Genomic DNA, 24,379 nt, shown 5'->3' on the forward strand with positions numbered 1-24,379 from the left:
CGCCGTACCGTTGAGGCATGGATCTTCGACTGCCCGCCTGGCGAGCCCTGCTCCGGCGGCCGCGACGGCTTCTGCCCGCCGCGGCCGCCGTCGTGGTGCTGGTCGGCGCCGGCACCTGGACGGCCGTCGCCGCCTCCGACGACACACCGGCGGTGCGCCGTACCGACAGGGTGATGGCGGTGGACGGCGTACGCCTGGACACCTCGTTCTTCACCACGCCCGGCACCGCCCGCCGCCCCGCGGTCCTCCTCGCCCACGGCTTCGGCGGCAGCAAGAACGACATGCGCGCCGAGGCCGAGGACCTCGCCCGGGACGGCTACGCGGTCCTCACCTGGTCCGCCCGCGGCTTCGGCAGGTCCACCGGACAGATCGGCCTGAACGACCCGAAGGCCGAGGTCGCCGACGTCTCCCGGCTCATCGACTGGCTGGCGAAACAGCCCCAGGTACAGCTCGACAAGCCCGGCGACCCGCGCGTCGGCATGGCCGGCGGCTCCTACGGCGGCGCCATCTCCCTGCTCACCGCCGGCCACGACGACCGCGTCGACGCCATCGCCCCGTCGATCACCTACTGGAACCTCGCGGACGCCCTGTTCCCGGACGGCGTCTTCAAGAAGCTGTGGGCCGGCATCTTCTTCAACACCGGCGGCGGCTGCGCGAAGTTCGAGCCCGCGCTGTGCGCGATGTACGACCGGGTCGCCGAGTCGGGCACGCCGGACGCCGCCGCCGTCAAGCTCCTCGAAGAGCGTTCACCCTCGGCCGTCGGCAGCCGCATCAAGGTGCCCACCCTGCTCTTCCAGGGCCAGACCGACTCCCTGTTCACCCTCTCCCAGTCGGACGCGGCGGCGAAGGCCGTCAAGGCCAACGGCGCCCCCGTCGACGTCGACTGGATCGCCGGCGGCCACGACGGCGGCGACCTGGAGACCAGCCGCGTCGAGGCCCGCGTGACCTCCTGGTTCGACCGGTACCTCAAGGGCGACAAGGCCACCGACACCGGCCCGGCCTTCCGGATCACCCGCACCGGAGGCGTCGACTCCACCAACGGCACCGCCCAGCTGCGCGGCGCGACCGCCGACAGCTACCCCGGCCTGGAGAGCGACCGGAAGGACATCGCCCTCAAGGGCGGCACCCAGCGCGTCCAGAACCCGGCCGGCGCCAGCCCGCCCGGCGTCTCCGCGCTGCCCGGCCTCGGCGGCGGCGGCCTCGCCCAGCTCTCCTCCCTCGGGGTCGGCGTCTCCCTGGACTTCCCGGGCCAGTACGCCCGCTTCGACTCCGCACCGATGACCGACAACGTGCAGATCACCGGCACCCCGACGGCCACCGTCCACCTCACCTCGACCAGCGACGACGCCGTGCTCTTCGGCAAGGTGTACGACGTCGGCCCGGACGGCACCCGGCAGGTGCTGCCCTCCCAGCTGGTCGCCCCGGTCCGCGTCACGGGAGCGAGGGCCGGCAAGGACGTCACCCTCACCCTCCCGGCCATCGACCACGAGGTCCAGAAGGGCCACCGGCTGCGCCTGGTCCTCGCCTCCACCGACCTCGGCTACGCCTCCCCGACCGCCCCCGCCACCTACACCGTCTCCCTGGAAAGCCCCCTGAGCGTGCCCACGGCCCCGCAGGTGGACACCGCCGCCGCGGCTCTGCCCGCCTGGGTGTGGTGGCTGCCGCTGGCCGGCGCGCTGGCCGCCCTGGCCCTGCTGTTCGGCGGCCGCCGCCGCACCGCGGGCCCGGCCCCCGCCCCGGAACTCGCCGCGGTCCCGCTCCAGATAACGGACCTGAGCAAGCGCTACGCCCGCTCCACCGACCGGTACGCGGTACGCGACCTGTCCTTCCGCGTCGAACAGGGCCAGGTCCTCGGACTGCTCGGCCCCAACGGCGCGGGCAAGACCACCACCCTGCGCATGCTGATGGGCCTGATCAAGCCCGACGACGGCGAAATAAGGGTCTTCGGGCACGCCATCCGCCCCGGCGCGCCCGTCCTCTCCCGGGTCGGCGCGTTCGTCGAGGGCGCGGGCTTCCTGCCCCACCTGTCCGGCCGGGAGAACCTGGAGCTGTACTGGCAGGCCACCGGCCGCCCCGCCGAGGACGCCCACCTGGAAGAGGCCCTGGAGATCGCGGGTCTCGGCGACGCCCTCGCGCGCGCGGTCCGCACGTACTCCCAGGGCATGCGCCAGCGCCTCGCCATCGCCCAGGCCATGCTCGGCCTGCCGGACCTGCTCATCCTCGACGAACCGACCAACGGCCTCGACCCGCCGCAGATCCGCGAGATGCGCGAGGTGATGATCCGCTACGCGGCGGCCGGCCGCACGGTGATCGTCTCCAGCCATCTCCTCGCCGAGGTCGAGCAGTCCTGCACCCACCTCGTGGTGATGGACCGCGGCCGGCTCGTCCAGGCCGGTCCGGTCGCCGAGATCGTCGGCTCCGGCGACACCCTCCTGGTCGGCACCGGCACCCCCGTCGAGGAACCGGTCGTGGAGAAGGTCGCCGCACTGCCCGGCGTCGCCTCGGTGACCCGCACCGACGACGGCCTGCTCGTCCGCATGGACCCCGGCGGCACCGCGTCGCGCCTGGTCGCCGAACTCGTCCGGCTCGACGTGCCGGTGGCCTCGGTGGGCCCGCACCGCCGGCTCGAAGACGCCTTCCTGACCCTGATCGGAGGTTCCGCATGAGCACCGTCACCGAGAAGGCGGCGGTCGCCTCCGGCTACCGGGCGGGCCGCACCCTGCCGCTGCGCGTCGAACTGGTCCGCCAGTTCAAGCGGCGCCGCACCCTGGTGATGGGCGGCATCCTGGCCGTCCTGCCGTTCGTGCTGCTCATAGCGTTCGCGGTCGGCGGGCAGCCGGGCCGGGAGAACGGCCAGGTCACCCTCCTGGACACGGCCACCGCGTCGGGCGCCAACTTCGCCGCGGTCAACCTGTTCGTGTCGGCGGGCTTCCTGCTGGTCATCCCGGTCGCCCTGTTCTGCGGGGACACCGTCGCCTCCGAGGCCGGCTGGTCCTCCCTGCGCTACCTGCTGGCCGCGCCCGTGCCGAGGGCCAGGCTGCTGTGGTCCAAGCTGGTCGTCGCGCTCGGCCTCAGCCTCGCCGCGATGATCCTGCTGCCGCTGGTCGCCCTGGCCGTCGGCACCGCCGCCTACGGCTGGGGGCCGCTCCAGATCCCCACCGGCGGCGCCCTGGACACCGGCACCGCCGCCCAGCGCCTCGCCGTCGTGGTCGGGTACCTCTTCCTGTCCCAACTGGTCACCGCGGGACTCGCGTTCTGGCTGTCCACGAAGACCGACGCGCCGCTCGGCGCGGTCGGCGGCGCCGTCGGCCTGACCATCGTCGGCAACGTCCTGGACGCGGTCACCGCCCTCGGCCACTGGCGCGACTTCCTGCCCGCGCACTGGCAGTTCGCCTGGGCGGACGCCGTGCAGCCGCACCCCGAGTGGTCCGGCATGATCCAGGGCCTGGCGGTCTCCGTGACGTACGCCCTCGTCCTGTTCGCACTGGCCTTCCGGGGCTTCGCCCGCAAGGACGTGGTCTCCTAGGTCACATGGTCCGTGGCCGCTTCGAGACCCATCCGCAACCCGCCGGGGCGCACGTTCCGGACCCCCGCGCCGTCGGAGTCGGCAGAGAAGTCAGGCAGTCGACTCCGACCGGCACAGGGGGCGCACGATGGCACGACACCGGACCCGACGACAGGCTTACGGGGCACTGCTCGCCCTCACCACCGCGGTCACGCTGCTCCTGACGGGCTGCGGCGCGGACGAGAACCACACGAGCGACGGCCCGAACCGCAGCATCGGCCTTCCGGCCCCGGCCCCGGCCCGGACACGGGACGACGACTCCGGCCGCCTCTCCACCTTCGCCCTCGACGTGGACACCGCCTCCTACGGCTACGCCCGCCGCACCCTCGCCGACGGCGGCCGTCCGGACCCCTCGACCATCCGTCCGGAGGAGTTCGTCAACAGCTTCCGCCAGGACTACCGGACCCCCGAGGGCAACGGTTTCACGGTCACCGTCGACGGCGCCCGCACCGACCGCCCGAACTGGTCCCTGGTCCGCGTCGGCCTCGCCACCCGCCCCACCGACGACACCGGTGAACGCCCCCCGGCCGCCCTCACGTTCGTCATCGACGTCTCCGGCTCCATGGACGAGCCGGGCCGTCTCGACCTCGCCAGAAAGTCCCTGGACACCATGACCGACCGACTCCGGGACGACGACTCGGTGGCGATCGTCACCTTCAGCGAACACGCCCGGACCGTCCTGCCGATGACCCGCCTCGGCGGTCACCGCGCCGAGATCCACGACGCCGTCGACCGCCTGCGGGCGCTGTCCTCCACCAACCTCGGCGCGGGCGTCGAGACCGGCTACGCCACCGCCGTCGAGGGCCTGCGCGGGGACGCCACCAACCGCGTCGTACTGATCTCCGACGGCCTCGCCAACGACGGCGAGACCGACCCGAACGCCATTCTCAGGCGCATCGACGGCGACCGCCGCGCGTACGGCATCACCCTGTTCGGTGTGGGGGTCGGCAGCGACTACGGCGACGCGCTCATGGAACGCCTCGCCGACAAGGGCGACGGCCACACCGTCTACGTCTCCGACCCCGCCGCCGCGAACGACGTCTTCTGCCGTCAGCTCCCGCGCAACATCGACCTGGTGGCCCGCGACGCCAAGGCCCAGGTCGCCTTCGACCCGCACACGGTCGCCGAGTCCCACCTCATCGGATACCAGGACCGCAGGGTCGCCGACGAGGACTTCCGCGACGACCACGTCGACGGCGGCGAGGTCGGCCCGGGCCACACGGTCACCGCCCTCTACGCGGTCCGCACCCACCCCCGCACGGACGGCCACCTGGCCACGGCCACGATCCGCTGGCTGGACCCCACCACCCGCACCCCGCACGAGAGCACGGGCTCGATGGAGACCGACGCCCTGCACGACTCGGTCTGGACGGCGTCCCCCCGCTTCCAGGTGACAGCGGTGGCCGCCTACTTCGCGGACGCCCTGACGGGAGGCGAGTACGACATCCCGGGCAGCATGAGTCTGAGCAGGCTCCAGGACCGCGCCGCGACCCTGGCGAGGACGACGGAGGACAAGGACGTGACGGACCTCGCGACCGCCATCCAAGAGGCGAGCTGAGGCACCCCTGCCCGGCGAACGACCGTGATCTCCACGGCGAGACCCATTGACCCGCCCTTACTTCTGAGTAAGTTGACGCCCCATGGGCGTACGCAGGGACCTCAGACGGGCAGGACGACGCACCGACTTGGCCGACCGGAGCAAGGTCCAGGTCACCAGGGACGCACAGGGAGCCGTCCGGGAGGCGGGGCTGCCCCCGCTCGCCCCGCCCCTCACCACCGGCTCCCTCGCCGACCTCCCGTACACCAACGCCGCCGGGCACCCCCACGCCACAGCCCTGCGACGCCCCGACGGCCCGGTCACCGCACAGGCCTTCGCCACCCACGTCACCGCCGTCGCGAAGGGGTTGATCGGCGCGGGTCTCGCCGTGGGCGACCGCGTCGCCCTCATGTCCCGCACCCGCTACGAGTGGACCGTCCTCGACTTCGCCGTCTGGGCGGCCGGCGGCGTGACCGTCCCGGTCTACCCCACCTCCTCCGCGGCACAGGTGGACTGGATCGTCAGGGACTCCGGCGCCCGGTACGTCGTCACCGAGACCCCGCAGAACACGGCCACCGTCACCACCGGCACCGCCGGCCACCCCCGGGCCCCCCGGATCTGGGAACTGGACGCGGACGCCCTCACCGACCTGACCGCCCTCGGCCGGGAGGTCCCGGACGACGAGGTCGCCGAGCGCCGCGCCACCCTCACCCCGGACACCGTCGCCACCGTCTGCTACACCTCCGGCACCACCGGCCGCCCCAAGGGCTGTGTCCTCACCCACGCCAACCTGCACGCCGAGGCCGCCAACACGGTCGAGCTGCTGCACCCGGTCTTCCAGGCGGTCACCGGCCGGACCGCCGCCACCCTGCTGTTCCTCCCGCTCGCCCACATCCTGGGCCGCACCCTCCAGATCGCCTGCCTGCTGGGCCGCATCGAGATGGGCCACTTCCCGAGCGTGAAGCCCGACGAACTCAGGCCCGCACTGCGCGAGTTCAAGCCGACCTTCCTGGTCGGGGTGCCGTACCTGTTCGAGAAGATCCACGACACCGGGCGGGCCACGGCCGAGCGGATCGGCCGCGCCGCCTCCTTCGACCGCGCCGAGCGGATCGGCGTGCGCTTCGCCGAGGCCCACCTGAACAGGTTCCTCGGCACCGGCAAGGGCCCGGGGCCCGGACTGTACGCCGCCTGGGCCCTCTACGACCTGCTGGTCTACCGCCGGATCCGCAGGGAGCTCGGCGGCCGGATGCGGTACGCCATCAGCGGCGGCTCCCCGCTCGACCGGGACCTCAACCTGTTCTTCCACGCCGCCGGGATCGTCGTGTACGAGGGCTACGGCCTGACCGAGACCAGCGCCGCCGCCACCATCGTGCCGCCGCTGGCCCCGCGGCCCGGCACGGTCGGACAGCCCGTGCCGGGCACCGCCGTCCGGATCGCCGACGACGGCGAGGTGCTGATCAAGGGTCCGGTGGTCTTCGGGTCGTACTGGAACAACCCGGCCGCCACCGCCGAAGTGCTCCGGGAGGACGGCTGGTTCGCGACCGGCGACCTCGGGGCGCTCGACGAGGACGGCTACCTCACCATCACCGGCCGGAAGAAGGACATCCTGGTCACCTCGGGCGGCAAGAACGTCTCCCCGGCCGTCCTGGAGGACCGGCTGCGCAGCCGGGCGCCCGTCGGCCAGTGCCTGGTGGTCGGCGACAACCGGCCGTTCGTCGCCGCACTGATCACCCTGGACCCGGAGGCGGTCGCCCACTGGCTGTCCGTGCGGAAGCTGCCGCCGGACACCCCGCTCGCCGAGCTGGTGCGCGACGACCGGATGCGGGCCGAGGTGCAGAAGGCGGTCGACCACGCCAACCAGGCCGTCTCGCGCGCCGAGTCGATCCGCGCCTTCGCCCTGGTCGAGGGCGAGTTCAGCGAGGACAACGGACTGCTCACCCCGTCCCTGAAGGTCAAGCGGCACGCGGTGAGCGCCCGTTACGCGGCGGAGATCGAGGCGCTGTACCGCGGCTGAGCAAAGACAGAGGCGGCGGGCCACCGGAGGAACCGGTGACCCGCCGCCCGTGAAGCGTCCCGCTCAGCCGTTGCCGGTGCCGTTCGCGGAGAGCGCCGCGATGTCGTCCAGGATGTGCGACAGCGGCTCGTCGCCCTTGGCCTGGGTGGAGTTCTCGACGCACTGCTGGTTCTGCGGCGCCGACAGGATCGGCACGTCCTGGGCGACGCCGACGGCGACCGCACCGACCAGACCCTGCAGGTTCGCCTTGGCCGGGAGACCGATGCACGGCTTGTTCAGCGAGCCCTGGACCAGCGACAGCTGCGGGCTCTGGTCGCCGAACGTGGCCGAGTTGCCGAACTCCGACTTGGCGTCGTTGCCGCTGAAGGAGGTGGTGCCGTTGTCGTTGCCGGTGGCCAGGGCCTGGGGAGCGGCCGTGGCGGCGAAACCGGCGACGGTGACGGCGACAGCCGCGGTTGCCCACAGCTTCTTCATGTTGGTTCCCTTTCGAAAGGCGGACTCCGGGGAGGAGCTGCGTGATCGTCAACGGCCGCGGCCCCGCCGGGGTTGCATGGTTTGCCCCATTCGGCGCAGCGCAGTCCGATCAACGGACTCGCGCCCTCGCAGGGGCCCGGAGAACTCCCGGTACTACTTGTTGCCCGTGCCGTTCGCGGACAGCGCCGCGATGTCGTCCAGGATGTGCGACAGCGGCTCGTCGCCCTTGGCCTGGGTGGAGTTCTCGACGCACTGCTGGTTCTGCGGCGCCGACAGGATCGGCACGTCCTGCAGGACGCCGACGGCACCGAGGCCGACCAGGCCCTGGAGGTTCAACTTCGCCGGGAGGCCGATGCAGGGCTTGTTGAAGGAGCCCTGGATGAGCGCCATCTGGGGGCTCATGTTGCCGAACGTGGCGGAGTTGCCGAACGCCTGCTGGGCGTCGTTGCCGCTGAAGGAGGTGGTGCCGTGGTCGTTGCCGGTGGCCAGGGCCGGCGAGGCGGCGGCAGCGGAGGCGCCGACGACGGAGGCGGCGACAGCGGCGGCGGCCAGAACCTTCTTGATCACTTGTTCAGTTCCCTTCTGAGGACACCCCGTCCACCGGAGCGCACTGGTCAACTGAACGCGCTCCGTTTGGTTGCTCCGCTTCACTCCAATGGCCCCCTGTCCGACAATCTCCCGAATTCGCGAACGGGTGACGTGACGCCCCGTGCCGCAACCAATCCGGTCGCATGCGGTTGATGCCGGACAGGAACGTCCGTCTTGGCCTGGAGCCAGGAAAGGAAAAGCGAAATGCTGAAGAAGGCAATGGCCGCGGCGGCGGTCGCCGTGTCCGTCGTAGGCGTGTCGGCGGCGGCAGCCCCCCAGGCGCTTGCCACCGGGAACGACCACGGCACCACCTCCGCCAGCGGCAACGGGGCCACCGAGACGTTCGGCAACCAGATGACCAAGGGCAAGATGAGCCCGCAGGCCACCCTGGTCCAGAGCTCGCTCAACAAGCTCTGCGTCGGCCTGCCGGTGAAGGCGAACGCCCAGGGCATCCTCGGCCTCATCGCCGCCGTCGGCGTGGCCCAGGACATCCCTGTCCTGTCGGCTCCGCAGAACCAGCAGTGCGCCGAGAACTCCACCCAGGCCAAGGGTGACGAGCCGGTCTCGCACGTCCTGGACGACATCTCGGTCCTCGCGGCCAACGGCGTCGCCAACCAGTGACCCCCGGTCCCGTGGAGCCCGCCCGGGCGGTGCGCGTTCTTGCGCCGCCCGGGCGGGCTTTCGTCGTGTCCGGTGATTTCCGCTGTGAGCAGAAGCGTTTCCTCTCTTTGTGTCAATTCTCGGAGTGCGTTCGAGTGAATTGACCGGCGGCGCGCGTTCCTCAGTTTCTTCGACTGTCTATTCCTCGTTCTACAGCCTGCCGGTCATGGTGCGAGCCGTTCATGCTGTGCTCGCTCGGTTTCGGCCGACATACGGGCATGACCGCAGAGAAGGGAAAGTTCATGAAGAAGACCGCTGCTGTGGTCGCCGGCGCGCTCCTGGCGCTGGGCGGTGCCGTCCCCGCCTTCGCCAGTGCCGGTGCGGAGGGCGCCGCCGCCAACTCTCCGGGCGTTGTCTCCGGCAACGTGATCGAGGTTCCGGTCCACGTCCCGGTCAACGCGTGCGGCGACACCGTCGACGTCATCGCGCTGCTGAACCCGGCGCTCGGCGCCACCTGCGCCAACAGCTGACGTCGTCACTCAGCTCACCAGCCTCCCGGCTGTCCCGGCCGGCCTCGGATCGTCGATCCTTCGCATCTGCGTTCCGAGGCCGGCTTTCCCACTTCTTCAAGCAGGAAGACCACGAGATTGCGACAGACCCTCAGCAGGGGGATGCTCGCGGCCGCCGCCGCGACGGGCATCCTGTCCCTGTACGGCAGTCCCGCGCTCGCGGGCACGGACGCGACCGGGGCCGCAGCCGGCCCGCCGGGTGTCGTGTCCGGCAGCGACGCCCATGGACCGGCGAGCGTTCCGGCCGGTGCCTGCGGCAACTCCTGTGCGATCGGCTCGGGTTCGGAGGAGCACACCGCCGACCGCGCCCCCGAGAAGCCCGCCGCCCCCGAGGCCGCCGCTCCCGACACGGCGGCCCACGAGAAGACCGACCGCGTCGAGGCCGCTCCGGCGGAGGCCGCTCACGAGGCGGAGGCCCCCGCGGAGGCCGCTCACGAGGTGGCCGCTCCGGCGGAGGCCGGTCGTGAGGTGGCCGAACGTGTCGAGGCCGCGGAGGCGGCCGCCCACGAGGTGGCCGACCGCGCCGGGGCCGCCGCGGAGGAGGCCGCTCACGAGGTGGCCGACCGCGCCGAGGCCCTCGCCCGGGAGGTCTCGACCCCCGAGAAGACCGGCCGCGCCGAGGCCGCCGCCGAGGAGGCCGCCGGCATCAAGGCCGGCCCTGCCGACCCGGGCAACGGGAACCAGGCCGGCGGCACCACGGGGCACGGGTCGGAGGCGACCTCCGGCAGCGAGTCCGGCGCCACCCCGCCCGCCGCCGGCCGTGAGACACCCGCGGCCTACGGCGACAAGGCACCCACCGGTTACGGCGAGGAGACCCCGCCCGCGTACGGCGAGCAGTCCCCCTCCGCGTACGGCGACCACACCCCGCCCGCGTACGGCGAGCAGTCCCCGTCCGGGTACGGCGACCACACCCCGGGCTACGGCGACCACACCCCGCCCGGCTACGGCGACCACACCCCGCCCCCGCACACCTCTCCGCCGCCGACCACGAAGCCGCCGACGTCGCCGCCGCCCACCACGAAGCCGCCGACGTCACCTCCGCCGACCACGAAACCCCCGACGTCTCCACCCCCGACGTCGCCCCCGCCGTACACGCACCCGCCGAAGCCGCCCCACCACGGGCACCACCACCACCGGCCCACCCTGCCGCACACCGGCAGTACGGCCATGATCGCGACCTCGGCCGCCAGCGCCGTGCTGATCGCAGCCGGGGCGTTCCTGTTCCGCCGGGGCCGGACCGCATCGCGCCGGCCGTAGCGGAGACCGGGTGCCGGACGCCCCAAACGCCCGGCACCCGTCCGTCAGCTTCCCACCGGTTCCGGTGCGGACTCCCGTCGCCCCGCCGGGACACCCCGGCCCGCGCAGTACCCGTACAAGATGCCAACTCGCCCCGTCGGCCCAGAGGTTGACAGGCCAGAGCGCGTCCGGGCGCCATCGGGCGGCTGAACGCCCGCACGTCCGGACCCGCGCACACCGCCGGCCGGCCGTACCTCAGCAGCCGCTCGCCGTCTCGTCACCGGACACCCCGGAGAGTTCCCCGGCCGGGGCGGCGGCCACGGTGGGCTCGCCGGCCTGGCGGACCACGGGGGAGTGCGCGGTCCCCACCCGACCGGCCGCCCCGCGGCGCAGCCGCTCCAGGACCCGGCCGAGGAGCCGCTCCGTCACATGGCGGCCCCACAGCGCCCACATCGCCAGGGCCGGCCCCCGGTCGTCCGAGGCGCTCCAGGCCAGTTCCCGGCCGCCCGGCGCCGGGCGCAGCGCGCTCAGCGGCGCGTAGTTCTCCACCACGAACGCCCGCCCGGCCAGCGGTGCCCCGGCCGCCAGCGGACGGTGGGTCAGGTCCAGGTGCAGGGCGCGTACGACGTCCAGCCCGGCGCTGTCGGCGAAGAGCCGGAACTGGGCGCCCGGCCGCGGGTTGAAGTCGAGCAGGTGGTAGCGGCCGGTGCTGCCGCAGCGCCGGAAGTCCAGGTCGAAGATGCCCCGGAAGCCCAGTTCGCCGATGAGCCGCTCGGCCAGCGTCTGGACCTGGGGGTTGGGCGTCCACCGGCCCACCGCGGTCAGTCCGGCGTCGCGCGGCCAGGACCGCTGCTTGCGGCCCGGCCCGCCCGCGCGCACCGCCCCGGTGCGGTCGGCGTACCCGTGGAAGAACCAGTCGCGGTCCGGGCCGGGCGGCAGGAACTCCTGGAGCAGCAGCCTGCTGCCCGCCTCCTCGGCCCGCAGGAACAGCTCCCGTGCCTCCCGCGCCGAGCGCACCACGACCGTGCTGCGCAGGCCGGACCCGGCCGGCACCAGCCAGGGCCGGCTCCACTTGGCGACCACCGGCAGCCCCAGCCGCCACGCGGCGGCCGCCGCCTGCTCGGCGCTGCCCGGGACCAGCGTCCCGGGGTGCGGGATCCCGGCCGCCGCGCACACCTCGGCCAACTCCGCCTTGTCGGCGACACGTTCGGGCAGCGCGCCGGGCTGCCGCGGCAGCAGGTAGTCCGGCGCGAGATCCTCGCGGAACCGGCCCACCGCGATCGCGCTCGCGTCGTCCATCGGGATCAGCACCGCGGGACGGCCGATCCGCGCCGCCACCCGGCGCAGCACGGTCACGATCTCGGCGGCCGACGCGCCCGCCGGCGGCGGCGGATGCAGCTCCCGTACGAACCGGGAACTGCGGACCGGACTTCCGGCGGAGTCGGCGACCACATGGACGTCGACACCGGCTCTGCCGAGTGAGCGTACGGCTCCGAGAGTGCCGTGGTGAAAGGGATTCCGGTCGATCCGCAGCAGCACCGCGGGGACCCGTACGTCCAGCAGGGACACGGACCTCTTCCTTCGCGTCGGTTCACCCGTGCGGGCTCCGGGGGCACCCGAAAGCCGCAGCCGCACTGGCGGAATTCATATTGATATGACTGAGTGTCAGTACCGGTGGAGAAAGGAGCGGTCATGGCTCCACAGAGCAGAAAGCGGCCCAGGTTCCGGTCGTCCCGTGTGGCCGTGGTCGCGGCGGCGGTCGTCGCCTCGGCGACCCTGACGGCCGGTCTGGGATTCGCCGCGGGCCCGGGGGTGGTGCGGGTCGTCCCCCCGACACCGGCCGCCACGCCCGTTCCGGCCGTCACCCCCACGACGTCCGTCCCGCCGTCGGCGGCTCCTCTGCCGGTACCGGCCCGTCCCACGCCGTCCGGGTCCGGCACCGTCCGGGCGGCCCCGCCGGCCTTCGGTGCCTTCCTCGACTCCGGACCCCTCGGGGTGGCCCGTATGGCACAGCTGAGCAGCTGGCTGGGGGGCACCGAGCTGAAGGTCGCGCACACCTACCTGCCCGGCGACCGCTGGTCCGACATCGAGGGCGCCCCGGGCTTCCTGGACGTCTGGGCGCACTGGCGGCGGCAGCGGGCCGACCGGATGCTCGTCCTCAACGTGCCCATGCAGGAGCGCAACGAGGACGGCATCGGGGACGCCGAGGTCCGCTCGCTGCTGCGGCAGGGTGCGGCCGGCGCGTTCGACCAGCACTTCCGGGCCCTGGCCGAACGGCTGGTGGCGCTGCGGGTGCCGGACACGGTCATCGTGCTCGGCTGGGAGATGAACGGCATCACCTACACCCATCGTTGCGGGCCGGACCCGGAGGCCTGGAAGAGGTACTGGAACCGGATCGTCGCCACCATGCGGGCGGTACCGGGCCAGAAGTTCCGGTTCGACTTCACGCCGAGCCGGGGCCGGGACGCCGTACCGTGGACGCAGTGCTATCCCGGGGACGCCACGGTCGACATCATCGGCATGGATTCGTACGACCAGCCGACCGGGCTTTCCTTCGACGAACAGGTGCGGGAGCCGTACGGACTCCAGCAGCACGTGGATTTCGCGAAGGCCCACGGAAAACCCATCTCCTATCCGGAATGGGGCCTCTTCCGCAATGGTGACGACCCCGAGTACATGCGGCGGATGCTCGCCTGGCTGGACGAGCACAAGCCGCTGTACAACACGCTGACCGACTACTGCCCGCACGGTGTCTGGCAGTGCTCGGCCAACCCGCGCTCCTCGCGGATCTACCGCTCGGAGCTGTTCGGCAGAACCGACCCCCCGACACAGACCCCGACACCGACCCCGACGCCGGTCCCGACTTCCACGCCGGACGTCACCGCGAGCCCGACCCCGAAGCCGGCCGTCACACCGGCGCCCGTGCCCACCGCCACGCCCTCGCCCGACTGCACCCCCATGGACCTGGGTGACTGGGTCGAGTACTGGCTCGGCGGGGAGCTCTGCGTCGGCCTCGACTGGTGACCGCCCGCGCGGGATCAGTCCTGCCGGTGTTCCTTCCAACGACGCAGCACCTCCTTGACCCGCTGCCGGGCGGCGGCGTCGCACAGCGCCGCCGTCAGCAGCGGGGCGGTGCGCCGCCGGGCCAGCAGCAGCCGCTGGTTGACGACCGGCCGGGGCCGCCAGTGGTGCTTGTACGGCTCGTCGCCGCGCAGCAGGCTCAGCGCGCCCCGCTCGCTGGTGCCGGTGTGCTGGGTGCAGGCGTCCAGCAGCATCACGGCCACGTCCGCCTTGTGCTCCCGCAACCGCGGATGCGCCCCGTACAGGTAGCCGCCGGCCAGGCTGGGCGACAGCAGGGTCAGGTCGACGGCGACCACCTCACCGTCCAGCCGGAACTCGGTGACCACCGCGTCCCCGGAACGCACCATCGGCCCCACCGAGCGCACCAGATGCTCCCGGAACCGGGGCTGGAGGTGCTCCGTGGTCACCTTCCGCCCCTGCCACTGGAGCCGGTGCAGTTCGAGCAGCCGGCCGAGCGCCGCGTCGACACCCTCCGGCGGCACGGCGGCCCGGCACACCCCGAGCGAGCCCAGCTTGCGCAGCTTGGCGCGCACCCGCTGGGCCTTGTTCGACGGCAGCCGGGTGACCAGTTCCTCCATCGACACCGCGGGCAGTTCCAGACAGAGCGAGTCGGGCACCTTCCGGCACGGCCCGCGCCAGCGGTCGTAGACCCGTTCCATCGCACCGCCCGGCCGCACCTCGCCGAAGTCGATCAGTGCCGTCCGGGCCGCCCGGGCCAGCTCCTGGGTGAGGGCGCCGACCGCCCGGCCGTCGTCCGCGTCGGTGAGCAGCACGTCCGCGTAGTCCGAGATCGCCCCGCCCAGCGGGACCAGCGCGGGCAGCGGCCGGTGCACCAGCATCAGCGGGGCCACGGCGACCAGCTCACCGCCATGACGGACCAGGACCAGCCGGAGCCGGCCCGGGACACCGTAGGAGCGCCACCAGGAGTGCAGCCAGGCGTGGCTCTGGAACGGGGTGGCCGTGCCGCACCGCTGGTAGAGACGGTCCCAGGCGGGGCCGAGGGCGGCGAAGGCGGCCTCGTCGGTGACGAGTTCGGTGGTGTGCGCGGCGAGCGTCCGGTGGGCCGTCGTCGTCACAGCTGACCGTGTACGTCGGCGGCGACGGCCGGACCGGGGACGGAGGCCTGCAGCGCGGTCTCCTCCGGGCGGCGCCGGGGCCGCACCAGCAGGACGAGCCCCGCCAGCAGGCCGCCCGCGCTCGCGCCCACCAGAGCGGTCACCTTCGGCGACGCCGAGGTGGGCGCGGCCGGCTTCGAGGCGCGGGAGAACTGGAGGAGTTCGACGTGGGTGTCGGCCTTGGTGCCGTTGGCGTGCTGGGTGAGCGAGCGGGCCACCGCGTTGGCCATGTCGGCGGCCTGCAGGGCGTGCGGCGAGGTGGCGGAGACGGCGACCATCGGCGCGTCCGGCGAGGTCTCCGTCTGCACGCTCTGCCGCAGGGTGTTCACCGGCACCCCGGCCCACATCTGGGCGTCCGCGAGCACCGCGAGCTGGGTGGCGACCCTGCCGTAGGCCTGCGCGAAGCCCTGCGCGGTGGCGGTGTCGGACCCCTCGGTGGGGACGGCGATGACATAGCTGGTGGCCGTGTAGGTGGCCGGCTCGACCACGCCGTAGGCGCCGCCCAGCAGGCCGCCCGCGACGATCCCGGCCGCCAGCAGCGACCAGGGCGGCAGCTTGCGGGCGAAGGGGCGCGGTGCTCGGACGGGGTTCTCGGTCATGGCGTACTGACTCCCTGGGGTGTGGTGGCGAGTGCGGCCGCGTAGACGTCCATCAGCTGGGCGGCGCTGCGGGTGATGCAGTAGTGGCGGGCGGCGTCCGGCACGGTGCGCGGACCGCGTCCGGCGGCCCGGGTGGCGGCGAGCGCCTCCGCGTAGGCGCCGGCCCCGCCGCGGACCCGGCGGGCGCGCGGGGCGGCGGCGGGCGGCAGGTCCTCGACCGCCGGGCAGGAGCTGTAGAGCACCGGCAGCCCGGCGGCCAGCGCCTCGACGACCGCGAGTCCGAAGGCCTCCTCGGCGGACGGCGAGACCAGGACGTCCATGGCGGCGGTGAGCGCGGGCAGGTCGGGGTCGTCGGGGCTGCCGGAGACGTACGGCCGCTCACCGGTGAACAGCACCCGGCCGGCGACCCCGGTGGCCTCGGCGACCCGGCGGAGCGCGTGCTCCTCGGGCCCCGCGCCCACGAGCAGCAGCCAGTGGTCGCGCGGGAGCCGGGCGAGCGCCCGGACGGCGACGTCGAACCGCTTGCCGGGCGCGAGCCGTCCGACCCCGCCGACGACATAGGCGTCCTCGGGGAGCCCGAGCCGGGCCCGGGTGCGCTCCCGGACGGCCGGGTCGAAGCGAAAGCGTTCCAGGTCGATGCCGTTCGGGACGACCTCGATCCGCGGCCCCGGCACCCCCCACCGGCGCAGCCGCTCGGCGACGGTCGGGGTGACGGCGACCGTGGACCGGCCGAGCCGCTCGCCCGCGAGGTACAACGCCCGCACTCCGGTGGTCAGTTCACGCCCCTCCAGCTGCGAGTCGCCGAGCGAGTGCTCGGTGGCGACGACGGCCCGGACCCCGGCGAGACGGGCGGCGATCCGCCCGTACAGGCAGGCCCGGTAGAGATGGGTGTGGACGAGGTCGTAGCGGCCCCGGCGGATGAGCCGGACCAGCCGGGGCAGCGCGGCCAGGTCCCGGTTCCCGGCCATCCCGAGGTGGACCACCCGCACCCCGTCGGCGGCCAGTCCGTGCGCGACCGGCCCGGGGTTGGTGAGCGTGACCACGTCGCAGGGGACCGGCAGGTGGCGGAGCAGCAGCCGCAGTTGCTGCTCGGCGCCGCCGACGCCGAGTCCCGTGATGACGTGCAGCGCCTTCATTCACACCCCCTCCACCGGGCGCCGGCGCAGCCGGTGCAGCCGGTACTTCAGGAACAGGCGCAGCGCGTTGTCGTTCTGGCCGATGTGCAGGCGGGGCAGGGCGTGCACGCTGTTCAGGTCGCCGGGGTCGATGGCGCAGGCGTAGCCGTAACCGGCGTCCCGCACCGCGTCGACGGTGCGCCGGTCGACGGCGCCGTACGGGTAGCAGAAGCCCGCCACGGGTGCCTGGGTCAGGTCTTCCAGCAGGGCCCGGCTGCCGGCCACCTCGGCCCTGACCGTGTCGGCGTCCGCCCGCGTCAGGTCGACGTGGGTCAGCCCGTGCGAGCCGATCTCCACCCCGCTCGCCGCGGCCCGCCGGATCCCGTCGGCGGTGAGCAGCGGTCTGCGCCGGCCGAGGGGGTCCCAGGCGTTGTTGCCGCCGAGCCGGCCGGGCAGCACGAACAGGGTGGCGCCGCAGCCCCAGCGGTCGAGCAGCGGCAGGGCGTGGTCCAGGAAGTCGGCGTACCCGTCGTCGAAGGTCAGCCCCACCAGCCGGCGCCCCGTGCCGCGCGCCCGGGCGGCGAGCAGTTCGCCGACCGACACCCCGCGCAGCCCCCGCCGGCGCACCCAGCTCAGCTGTCTCTCCAGCCGTTCGGGGGTGACGGTGATCCGGTACGGGTCGTCGGAGCGGTCGCCCACGGAGTGGTACATGGCGACCCAGGGGACCGGGCCGGTGCGGGGCACGGCCTTCTCTGCGGACTCAGTGGAACACGGCATGCGCGAGCCTTCGGGTGACGGTGCCGACGGAACGGAGTGCGGGGGCGAAGCCCTGGGCGTCCAGGGCCCAGCCGAGGAGGACGAAGACGACGGTCACGGTCGTGACCCCGGCGGCCAGACCGGTCAGCGGATCCGCCGGGCGCCCGGCGGCGAAGGTCCCGACGACCGCCGCGATCACGGCGGCCCGCACCGGCCGGCTCAGCTCCGCCAGCACCCGCCGGGTGTGGATCGGGACGCTGCGCGGGCCGGTGCCGGCCAGCAGCAGCACGGCGGTGACGGTGATACCGGTGGCGTTGGCGGCGGCGATGCCGGTGACGCCGTACCGGCCGACCGTGAGAGCGCCGATCCAGGAGGTCACGGCGATCCCGGCGACCATCGCGCCGACCGGGTACCAGGTGGCACGGCCCGCCGAGAAGTAGGAGCGGACCAGCGCGCCGACCATCGTCTGCCCGAGCAGCCCGAGCGCGTAGACCCGCATCACCCCGGCGGTCGCGGCGGTGTCCTCGGCCGTGAACGCCCCACGCTGGAACAGCAGACGGATGAGTTGCGGCGCGCAGGCCACGACCACGGCGGTGCCGAGCAGCACGACGGCCGCGGCCACCGCGAGGTCCCGCTCCACCCGCAGCCGGGCCCGCTCGGTGTCGCCCTCGGCCAGCGCCCGGGCCACCACCGGGAAGGTGACCGTGCACAGCATCAGCGACATCGTCATCGGGATCTGCGCGACCTTCTGCGCGTAGTTGAGGTGCGAGATGGCCCCGGACTCCAGGTGCGAGGCGAGGAACCGCTCGATCAGCACCTGCGACTGCCGGCACAGCGCGAAGAGCAGCACGGTGGCCATCAGCGTGACGTCCAGGGGCTGCGCCGCGGCGCCGGCGGCCGCCCCGGACACCCGGGACCCGTGCCGTAACTGCTGGACCAGGAAGGGAAGTTGTACGGCGGTCATCAGCACGCCGCCGGCCGCCACCCCGAACGCCGCCGACCGCACGCCCCAGTGGCCGCCGAGCGTGAACATCGCCGTGATGATGCCGGTGTTGTAGGCGACGTAGATGGCGGCCGGGGCGAGGAAGCGGCGGTGCGCGCGCAGGGCCGCGCTGCAGTACCCGGCCAGCCCGAAGGTCAGCACGCAGGTCGCCGTGAGCCGGGTGCAGCCGACGGCGAGTCCGGGGTCGCGCAGGCCCGGCGCGAGCACCTGCACGAGCTGTGGGGCGCCCGCGATCAGCAGGGCGCCGACCCCGGCGAAGGCGAGGGCCAGCTTGGGCAGCGTCCCCGCGACCAGGGCCCGTACGGGGTCGCCGGGCGCCCCCTGCGCCCGCCGGGCCAGCGCCAGACTGAAGGCGGGGACGAGCGCGAAGGCCAGCCCGTCCTCGATGAGCAGGGTGGCGGCGAACTCGGGCACCGTCCAGGCGACGAGGAACGCGTCGGTGTCCCGCCCGGCCCCGAAGAGCCGCGCCAGCGACTGGTCCCGGACCAGCCCGAGCACCGACCCGAGGATGGAGAGGACGGCGGTACCGAGCGCGGCCTTGGCCAGGAAGCCGCCAGTAGGCGGTGCCCCTTCGACTCCGGTGCCGTCGGCGTGCCCAGGAGCGCGGGGAACCGCGCGCCGAGCCCCCACCGGCCGGCAGTCGACCTCCGGCCCCTCCGGCTCCCGCACCTCCGGAATCACGCCGCCCCCACCAGCGCCCACCAGGCCACCGCCCCGAACACCACCGCCGTCAGCACCGTGGACGGCCCCCCGATGTCGGCGTACGCGAAGTCCACGAGCTGCCAGATCAGCAACCCGCACGCCACCAGCGCGCAGTCGAGGCCCCGGCCGTCCCGGCGGACCCGCCACCACCCCCGCACCCCGCACACCAGCATCGCCAGCCAGCTGCCGCCCAGCGCCAGCAGCCCGAGCAGCCCCTGCTCGCTGAGCACCAGCAGGTACATGTTGTGCGGCGACAGCAGCGGCTGTTTCCGGTACGCGGCCCCCGCCCCCTCCGTGTCGCTCCCGGAGGACAGCGCCAGCGAGGCGTGCCCGTCCCGGTACGCCGGGAAGTTCTTCAACCCGACGCCGGTGACCGGGTGTTCACGCCACATCCCGGTGGCCGCCGCCCACAGCGTGTACCGGTCGACCACCGACTGGTCCGGGGCGTCCGTGACCTGCCCGATGCTGCTGAGCCGCTCCTGGAGCATCGCCGTACCCACTCCGAAGCCGCCGACCAGCACCACGCCCGCGGCGACCGCGACCGCCGCCACCTTCAGCGCCTGCCGCAGTCCGGCCAGCGCCAGCTGGGCAGCGCAGGTGAGCACCGTCGCGATCCAGGCCCCGCGGCTGAAGGACACGGCCAGCGGCACCAGCAGCCCGAGCGCGCAGACGCCCGCGGCCAGCCGCTGCCGTACCGGCGCCCGCCCCAGGGCCAGCCCCACCGCGCACACCAGGCCGAAGGCCACCACCGTGGCCATGCCCATCACGTCCTGCGGCCCGAACGTGCCGACCGCGCGGATCTCCTCACCCTGGTACGAGGCCCCGGTCCCGGTGACGTACTGGTGCACCCCGACCGCGCCCTGCCAGCCCGCCAGGCCCACGAACGACCAGGCCAGCAGCCGGAAGTCGGCGCGGTCCCGGACCAGCAGCAGCACGGCGGCCGGCACCAGCACGAACACCTGGAGGTAGCGGCCCAGACCGGTCAGCCCCGCCCCCGGCGAGGCCGCGCCCGTCGCGGCCACCGCGAGCCCCACGACCGGCATGCCGAGGACCACGGCGGCGGTGGCGGACAGCGGGCGGCGCCGCTCCCGGACCACCCGCAGCGCGGCGTACAGCACGACCAGCGCGGACACCGCGTCCGCCGGTCCCGCGCCGCCCTCCGCGCCGCCCGGGGCGAGCGGCAGCGCGAGGACCGCGAGCACGGCGACCGCGGCCAGGACCGGCGGCAGCCGCAGCGGCCTGGCCGGCGACAGTGCGAAACTCATCGTCAGCTCCCCGTCGAGCGCACGAGCGCGGCCGCGGTGCGCAGCAGGATGCAGACGTCCTGCCACAGCGACCAGTCGTCGATGTAGGCGTTGTCGAAGCGGGCGCGGTCCTCGATGGAGGTGTCGCCGCGCAGCCCGTGGATCTGGGCGAGTCCGGTGATCCCCGTCTGCATCCGGTGGCGGGCCGCGTAGCCCGGGTAGGCCTGGCTGAACTGCCCGACGAAGAAGGGCCGTTCGGGGCGCGGGCCGACCAGGCTCATGTCGCCGCACAGCACGTTCCACAGCTGGAGCAGCTCGTCGAGCGAGGTCTGGCGCAGGAACCGGCAGAAGCGGCTCATGCGGACCTCGCCCGCGACGCTCCAGCGGGTCGCGGCCTCGTGCTCGTCGACCGGGCGGTGGGTGCGCAGCTTCAGCAGCGTGAAGGGACGGCCGCCCTTGCCGATGCGCTCCTGCCGGAAGACGACCCCCGGCCCGTCGGTGAGCCGCAGCACCGCGGCGCACACCAGGAGCAGCGGGCTGACCAGGACGAGCGCCGTCCCGGACACGACGATGTCCAGGATCCGCTTGCCGACGCTGCCGCGCCGCCGCGACCCCATGTCCAGCCGGCGGCAGGAGAACCCGGCGAGCTGGTCGCGCATCTCGTACGCCGGTGAGTCGGCCTCGACCTCCCAGACCACGCAGCCCGACTCGGCGAGCGCCCGCAGCAGCGGGCCCTGTTCGGTGCGGACGGCGGGGTGGACGGTGAGGACGGCCCGGACCCCGTTCTGGATGAGGGCCCGCTCGACCTCCTGCCCGGTGGTGAGCACGGGCAGGCCCCCGGGGCCGTCGGGGTGCTCGGCGACCACGCCGACCGGGCGTACCCCGCAGTCCGGGTGGCGCAGCACGGCGGCGGCGACCCGTTGGGCGGTCGCGGCGGGGCCGATGACCAGCGCGGCGCGCGGCCGGCGCAGCAGGGCGACGCGGCGGCGCCGGTGGACCAGTCCGCGGCCCGCGCCGGCCGCCGCCGCGTGCAGCGCGAAACCCAGCAGCAGGACGTGCGCGGACAGCGCGCGGTCCGGGTCCCAGGCGGCCAGGGCGGCGGCCAGGCCCAGCCAGACGACGGCGATCCGGCCGCAGACGGCGGGGAGTTCGTCCAGGACGCCTGCCGTCCGCCGGGGCGTGGGCGGGCGCAGCAGTATCGCCCCGGACACCAGCAGTCCGATCAGCACGGGCCGGCGTACGGCCGCGTCCAGGGCGAGCGCGCCGAGCAGGGCGGCGCACAGGTCGGCGGTCAGCAGCGGCACCGGGGAGGCCTGCCGCGCGCGCGGGCGCCGCGGCGGGAACCGGAAGCCGCCGACGGCGCGGGCCGGCAGCACGGAGACGGGTGAGAGTGCGTGGTCCCGTGGCTGCGGGCCGGGGGAGGGGACGGTGCTTTCCGCGGTCACGAGTGGATGGACTCCCTGCGCTCGAAGGACACGAGCGGGCGCCCGCCGAGGAGTTCGCGGTACAGCTCCGCGACCGCCTCCGCCGTGCTCCGCACGTCGTGGGTGGACTGGACGTGCCGCCGCCCCCGGTCGCCGAGCGACGCGCGCAGCTCCGGGTCGAGCAGCAGCCCGGCCACGGCCCCGGCCAGCGCGCCCGGCCGTCCCGGCGGGACGAGGCAGTGTGCGGCGTGCGTGGGCGGCAGGCTCTCCCGGGCGCCGTCGACGTCGGTGACCAGCACCGGCCGCCCGCAGGCCATCGCCTCCAGCGGGGCCAGCGCCATGCCCTCCCAGCGGGAGGGCAGCACCACCAGGTCGGCGGCCCGGTACCAGGGGCGGGCGTCCGCGACGGCGCCCGTGAACTCGACGCGCGCGGGGGCGAGTCGGCCGAGCGCGTCCCGGTCGGGGCCGTCGCCGACCAGCGCCAGCCGGGCCCCCGGCACCCGCCGCAGCACCTCGGGCCAGGCCCGCAGCAACAGGTCCTGTCCCTTCTGCCGGCACAGCCGTCCGACGCAGACCACCAGGGGAGCCCCGGTGGACCGCTCGTCCGGGGTGGGGGGACCGGGGGTGAAGTGGGCGGTGTCGATGCCGTTCGGGACCACGGTGTAGCGCGCGCGGATCCCGGCGCGCACGCCGGTCGCGCGCTCGGCCTCGCTGACGCACACCACCCGGTGCGCCCAGCGCGCGCCCCACCGCTCCCACCTGAGCGCCAGCGCCGCTGTGGCGCCGTCGACCGCCTCGAAGGACCAGGCGTGCGGCTGGAACACGGTCGGGACGCGGCCGCGCACGGCCAGCCGTCCGGCGAGCCCCGCCTTCGCGCTGTGCGCGTGCACCAGTTCGGGCCGTACCTCGTCGAGCAGGCGCGCGAGCCGTCGTACCTCGTCCGGGAGACCGGCGCCCGGGGAGCGGTCCGCGTACCACTCGCGCACCTCGGCGCCCAGGTCCCGCGCGCGGGCCGCCAGTTCTCCGCCGGGGCAGGCCACCGTGACCCGCAGCCCGGCCGTGAGCTGGGCCTTCACCAGGTCCAGGACAACCCGGGCCACCCCGCCCTCGACGGGTTGCGTCAGGTGCAGGACCCGTGGCCGAGGGTCGGTGGCTGATCGGTGCATACGGGGATTCCTCGCTCACGGGGGCGCTCGGGACTGCGGGCGGGAACGCGCCGCACTACTGCACGTCCGCGGCGGCGAGGAGCGCGCCCGCCCACGCCGCGTCGGGCTGGGAAACGAGCCTGAACGTCGGCTGGTCACCGCCCTGGCCGAGACCGGTGCCGAGATCGAACACATCCGGGACACGGCCGAGCGTCCGGGCGTACGCGGGCTCACGCGGGGGGCGTACCGGGCCGGGTCCGTCGATCGTGGAGTCGAGTACGTCGCCCGCCGGATCGGCGTGGCGGCGGAGCGGGGCCGCCGAGCGGTCGGCGGTGGTCAGGGTGAGCGAGTCGCCGGTGGGCCTCCGGCCGCCGTTGTAGGGCACCGCACCCGCCCGGTCGTCGGCGCCACGCGGACCGGGTCGCCCGTTCGGCCGAGCGTGCGGTGCCGCCGCACGGCGCGGCCGCGGGCCCAGGGGATTGCGCATGACCGGCTTCGCTCTTTCCGGGAGAGGGGGACACGGCAAGAGTGCGATGTGCTGCCAATACGGGTAAGTCAGGCGGTTGGCAACTCTAGTCGCTATCCGTATTAATTCGCCAAAACCGGACAAGTGTGTCGGAGTGGTGAAGGCGGCTCCCCGGGGATCACTCCTTTGGCGGCACAACCCGGGCCGGTGCCACGCGTTGACACAGCGCTGGGCATCCGCCCGAATGTTTGTCTCGACCCCAAGGAGACCTCTCCATGTCGCGTATCGCGAAGGGCCTGGTCCTGTCCACCGCCGCCGTGGCGGCCGTTGCCGGCGGTGCCGGTGTGGCTGCCGCCGACAGCGGTGCGAACGGTGCCGCCACCCACTCCCCGGGCGTGGTGTCCGGCAACGTCATCGAGGTTCCGGTCCACGTCCCGGTCAACGTCTGCGGCGACACCGTCGACGTGATCGGCCTGCTGAACCCCGCCTTCGGCGACACCTGCCTCAACGACTGACGCGGGCAGTTCCGTCCGGCCGGCCGTCCGCCCGCGCATTCCGCGGGTGGACGGCCGGTCCGCTTTCCCCGCGTCGCCGTGCAGGCGCACGTCTGCCGGCATCTCTTCCGGGAGCGGGGTTTCCGGCTCGCCCGGACGTCGTTAGACACGACGTCAGAAGTCCCCCGGGCGGCTTGCGTTGCGAAAGCCGCCGAAGAAAGGAACATGATGAAGTCGCTGAAGGCCGTCGCCGTCGTCGCCGGTTCCGTGGCTCTCGCCGGCGTCGCCGCGCCCGCGTTCGCCTCCAACTCCGCCGATCTCACGCCCACCAGCCTCAACGGCGCCGTGAACACCCTCACCAAGGACGGCCTGGACCTGAACCAGGCGATGCCGCTGCGGCACCAGTCGAACGCGCTCAGCACGGAGAACAAGCGCTCCCCGCTCAACACGGTCAAGACCGCGACCGGCGCCCTCAACCAGCACAACCCGCTGCTGGGCGGTCTGCCGCTGCAGGGCTGAGACGCCCCGGGCCGGGACCGTCGATGGGCCGTTCGAGGGACACCGAGGGGTGTCCCTCGTTCGTGTGGCCCGGCCGGCCGGCGTCCGCCGGTCGGGTGAGCGGGCACCCGGCCGCCCCACGGCCCGTCGATAG

The 24,379-nt window shown here is 73.9% G+C and carries 22 protein-coding genes; 10 read left to right on the forward strand and 12 right to left on the reverse strand.

Going from position 1 to position 24,379, the window contains the following annotated elements; all coding sequences use genetic code 11:
• The first annotated feature begins 17 nt into the window (after positions 1-17).
• From AB0G52_RS06485 to AB0G52_RS06500, 4 genes are all read left to right on the forward strand, one after another.
• Positions 18-2,666, forward strand: a complete 2,649-nt coding sequence (locus AB0G52_RS06485) for a CocE/NonD family hydrolase (RefSeq protein ID WP_361334262.1) — start codon at positions 18-20, stop codon at positions 2,664-2,666.
• Positions 2,663-3,526, forward strand: coding sequence for an ABC transporter permease (locus AB0G52_RS06490; RefSeq protein WP_132886913.1), 864 nt, complete (start codon positions 2,663-2,665; stop codon positions 3,524-3,526). Before AB0G52_RS06485 ends, AB0G52_RS06490 begins: the two co-directional genes overlap by 4 nt.
• A 127-nt stretch (positions 3,527-3,653) precedes the next feature.
• The gene (locus AB0G52_RS06495; protein WP_361334266.1) at positions 3,654-5,123 is read left to right on the forward strand and encodes a von Willebrand factor type A domain-containing protein; all 1,470 of its coding nucleotides are present in this window, start codon (positions 3,654-3,656) and stop codon (positions 5,121-5,123) included.
• Positions 5,124-5,205: 82 nt separating this feature from the next.
• Complete coding sequence (locus tag AB0G52_RS06500; protein WP_361334268.1) at positions 5,206-7,116, forward strand: AMP-dependent synthetase/ligase; 1,911 nt, start codon at positions 5,206-5,208, stop codon at positions 7,114-7,116.
• Between the two features lie 63 nt (positions 7,117-7,179).
• Here AB0G52_RS06500 and AB0G52_RS06505 read toward each other — a convergent pair whose 3' ends face one another.
• Both AB0G52_RS06505 and AB0G52_RS06510 read right to left on the reverse strand, forming a co-directional pair.
• Positions 7,180-7,590 carry a rodlin gene (locus tag AB0G52_RS06505; protein ID WP_361334270.1) on the reverse strand — a complete coding sequence of 137 codons (411 nt, stop codon included), beginning with the start codon at positions 7,588-7,590 and terminating at the stop codon, positions 7,180-7,182.
• Positions 7,591-7,743: 153 nt separating this feature from the next.
• Complete coding sequence (locus AB0G52_RS06510; RefSeq protein WP_132886909.1) at positions 7,744-8,157, reverse strand: rodlin; 414 nt, start codon at positions 8,155-8,157, stop codon at positions 7,744-7,746.
• A gap of 225 nt (positions 8,158-8,382) precedes the next feature.
• Here AB0G52_RS06510 and AB0G52_RS06515 point away from each other — a divergent pair, with 225 nt between their 5' ends.
• From AB0G52_RS06515 to AB0G52_RS06525, 3 genes are all read left to right on the forward strand, one after another.
• Complete coding sequence (locus tag AB0G52_RS06515) at positions 8,383-8,799, forward strand: rodlin (RefSeq protein WP_361334274.1); 417 nt, start codon at positions 8,383-8,385, stop codon at positions 8,797-8,799.
• A 257-nt stretch (positions 8,800-9,056) separates the two neighbouring features.
• The gene (locus AB0G52_RS06520) at positions 9,057-9,308 is read left to right on the forward strand and encodes a chaplin (RefSeq protein ID WP_132886907.1); all 252 of its coding nucleotides are present in this window, start codon (positions 9,057-9,059) and stop codon (positions 9,306-9,308) included.
• Positions 9,309-9,425: 117 nt separating this feature from the next.
• Positions 9,426-10,604 (forward strand): LPXTG cell wall anchor domain-containing protein, encoded by a 1,179-nt coding sequence (locus AB0G52_RS06525; protein WP_361334278.1) that lies wholly within the window; start codon positions 9,426-9,428, stop codon positions 10,602-10,604.
• A 234-nt stretch (positions 10,605-10,838) separates the two neighbouring features.
• On the opposite strand, the gene AB0G52_RS06530 is transcribed toward AB0G52_RS06525, so the two are convergent.
• Positions 10,839-12,152 (reverse strand): ATP-grasp domain-containing protein, encoded by a 1,314-nt coding sequence (locus AB0G52_RS06530; RefSeq protein WP_132886906.1) that lies wholly within the window; start codon positions 12,150-12,152, stop codon positions 10,839-10,841.
• Between the two features lie 123 nt (positions 12,153-12,275).
• Between AB0G52_RS06530 and AB0G52_RS06535 the strand changes: the two genes are divergently transcribed.
• On the forward strand, positions 12,276-13,607 hold the full coding sequence (locus AB0G52_RS06535) for a glycosyl hydrolase (RefSeq protein ID WP_132886905.1): 1,332 nt from the start codon (positions 12,276-12,278) through the stop codon (positions 13,605-13,607).
• A gap of 14 nt (positions 13,608-13,621) precedes the next feature.
• Here AB0G52_RS06535 and AB0G52_RS06540 read toward each other — a convergent pair whose 3' ends face one another.
• The 9 genes from AB0G52_RS06540 to AB0G52_RS06580 are packed head-to-tail and all read right to left on the reverse strand — an operon-like array spanning position 13,622 to position 23,254.
• Entirely contained in the window at positions 13,622-14,740 is a 1,119-nt protein-coding gene (locus AB0G52_RS06540; RefSeq protein ID WP_361334282.1) for a GNAT family N-acetyltransferase, read from the reverse strand.
• The gene (locus AB0G52_RS06545; RefSeq protein ID WP_358972470.1) at positions 14,737-15,378 is read right to left on the reverse strand and encodes a lipopolysaccharide biosynthesis protein; all 642 of its coding nucleotides are present in this window, start codon (positions 15,376-15,378) and stop codon (positions 14,737-14,739) included. The genes AB0G52_RS06540 and AB0G52_RS06545 overlap by 4 nt, the downstream gene beginning before the upstream one ends.
• On the reverse strand, positions 15,375-16,514 hold the full coding sequence (locus tag AB0G52_RS06550) for a glycosyltransferase (RefSeq protein ID WP_132886903.1): 1,140 nt from the start codon (positions 16,512-16,514) through the stop codon (positions 15,375-15,377). Before AB0G52_RS06550 ends, AB0G52_RS06545 begins: the two co-directional genes overlap by 4 nt.
• Positions 16,515-17,270: a polysaccharide deacetylase family protein gene (locus AB0G52_RS06555; protein WP_361334286.1), complete on the reverse strand. Its 756-nt coding sequence runs from the start codon at positions 17,268-17,270 to the stop codon at positions 16,515-16,517. It lies immediately after the preceding gene.
• A complete protein-coding gene (locus AB0G52_RS06560) occupies positions 17,254-18,882 on the reverse strand; it encodes a lipid II flippase MurJ (protein WP_361334478.1) in 1,629 nt (542 codons plus the stop codon). Before AB0G52_RS06560 ends, AB0G52_RS06555 begins: the two co-directional genes overlap by 17 nt.
• A 47-nt stretch (positions 18,883-18,929) precedes the next feature.
• Complete coding sequence (locus tag AB0G52_RS06565) at positions 18,930-20,219, reverse strand: O-antigen ligase family protein (RefSeq protein ID WP_361334289.1); 1,290 nt, start codon at positions 20,217-20,219, stop codon at positions 18,930-18,932.
• A gap of 2 nt (positions 20,220-20,221) precedes the next feature.
• Complete coding sequence (locus AB0G52_RS06570) at positions 20,222-21,643, reverse strand: exopolysaccharide biosynthesis polyprenyl glycosylphosphotransferase (RefSeq protein ID WP_132886901.1); 1,422 nt, start codon at positions 21,641-21,643, stop codon at positions 20,222-20,224.
• Entirely contained in the window at positions 21,640-22,788 is a 1,149-nt protein-coding gene (locus tag AB0G52_RS06575) for a glycosyltransferase (protein WP_132886900.1), read from the reverse strand. The genes AB0G52_RS06570 and AB0G52_RS06575 overlap by 4 nt, the downstream gene beginning before the upstream one ends.
• Positions 22,789-22,843: 55 nt before the next feature.
• Complete coding sequence (locus tag AB0G52_RS06580) at positions 22,844-23,254, reverse strand: hypothetical protein (RefSeq protein WP_361334293.1); 411 nt, start codon at positions 23,252-23,254, stop codon at positions 22,844-22,846.
• Positions 23,255-23,508: 254 nt separating this feature from the next.
• On the opposite strand from AB0G52_RS06580, the gene AB0G52_RS06585 reads away from it, so the two are divergent.
• Together AB0G52_RS06585 and AB0G52_RS06590 are read left to right on the forward strand one after the other, a co-directional pair.
• Positions 23,509-23,748, forward strand: a complete 240-nt coding sequence (locus AB0G52_RS06585) for a chaplin (RefSeq protein ID WP_132886898.1) — start codon at positions 23,509-23,511, stop codon at positions 23,746-23,748.
• A gap of 207 nt (positions 23,749-23,955) precedes the next feature.
• On the forward strand, positions 23,956-24,246 hold the full coding sequence (locus AB0G52_RS06590; RefSeq protein ID WP_132887068.1) for a hypothetical protein: 291 nt from the start codon (positions 23,956-23,958) through the stop codon (positions 24,244-24,246).
• Positions 24,247-24,379: the final 133 nt, after the last annotated feature.

The sequence above is a fragment of the Streptomyces sp. NPDC021562 genome, from assembly GCF_040640875.1.
GTDB lineage: Bacteria > Actinomycetota > Actinomycetes > Streptomycetales > Streptomycetaceae > Streptomyces.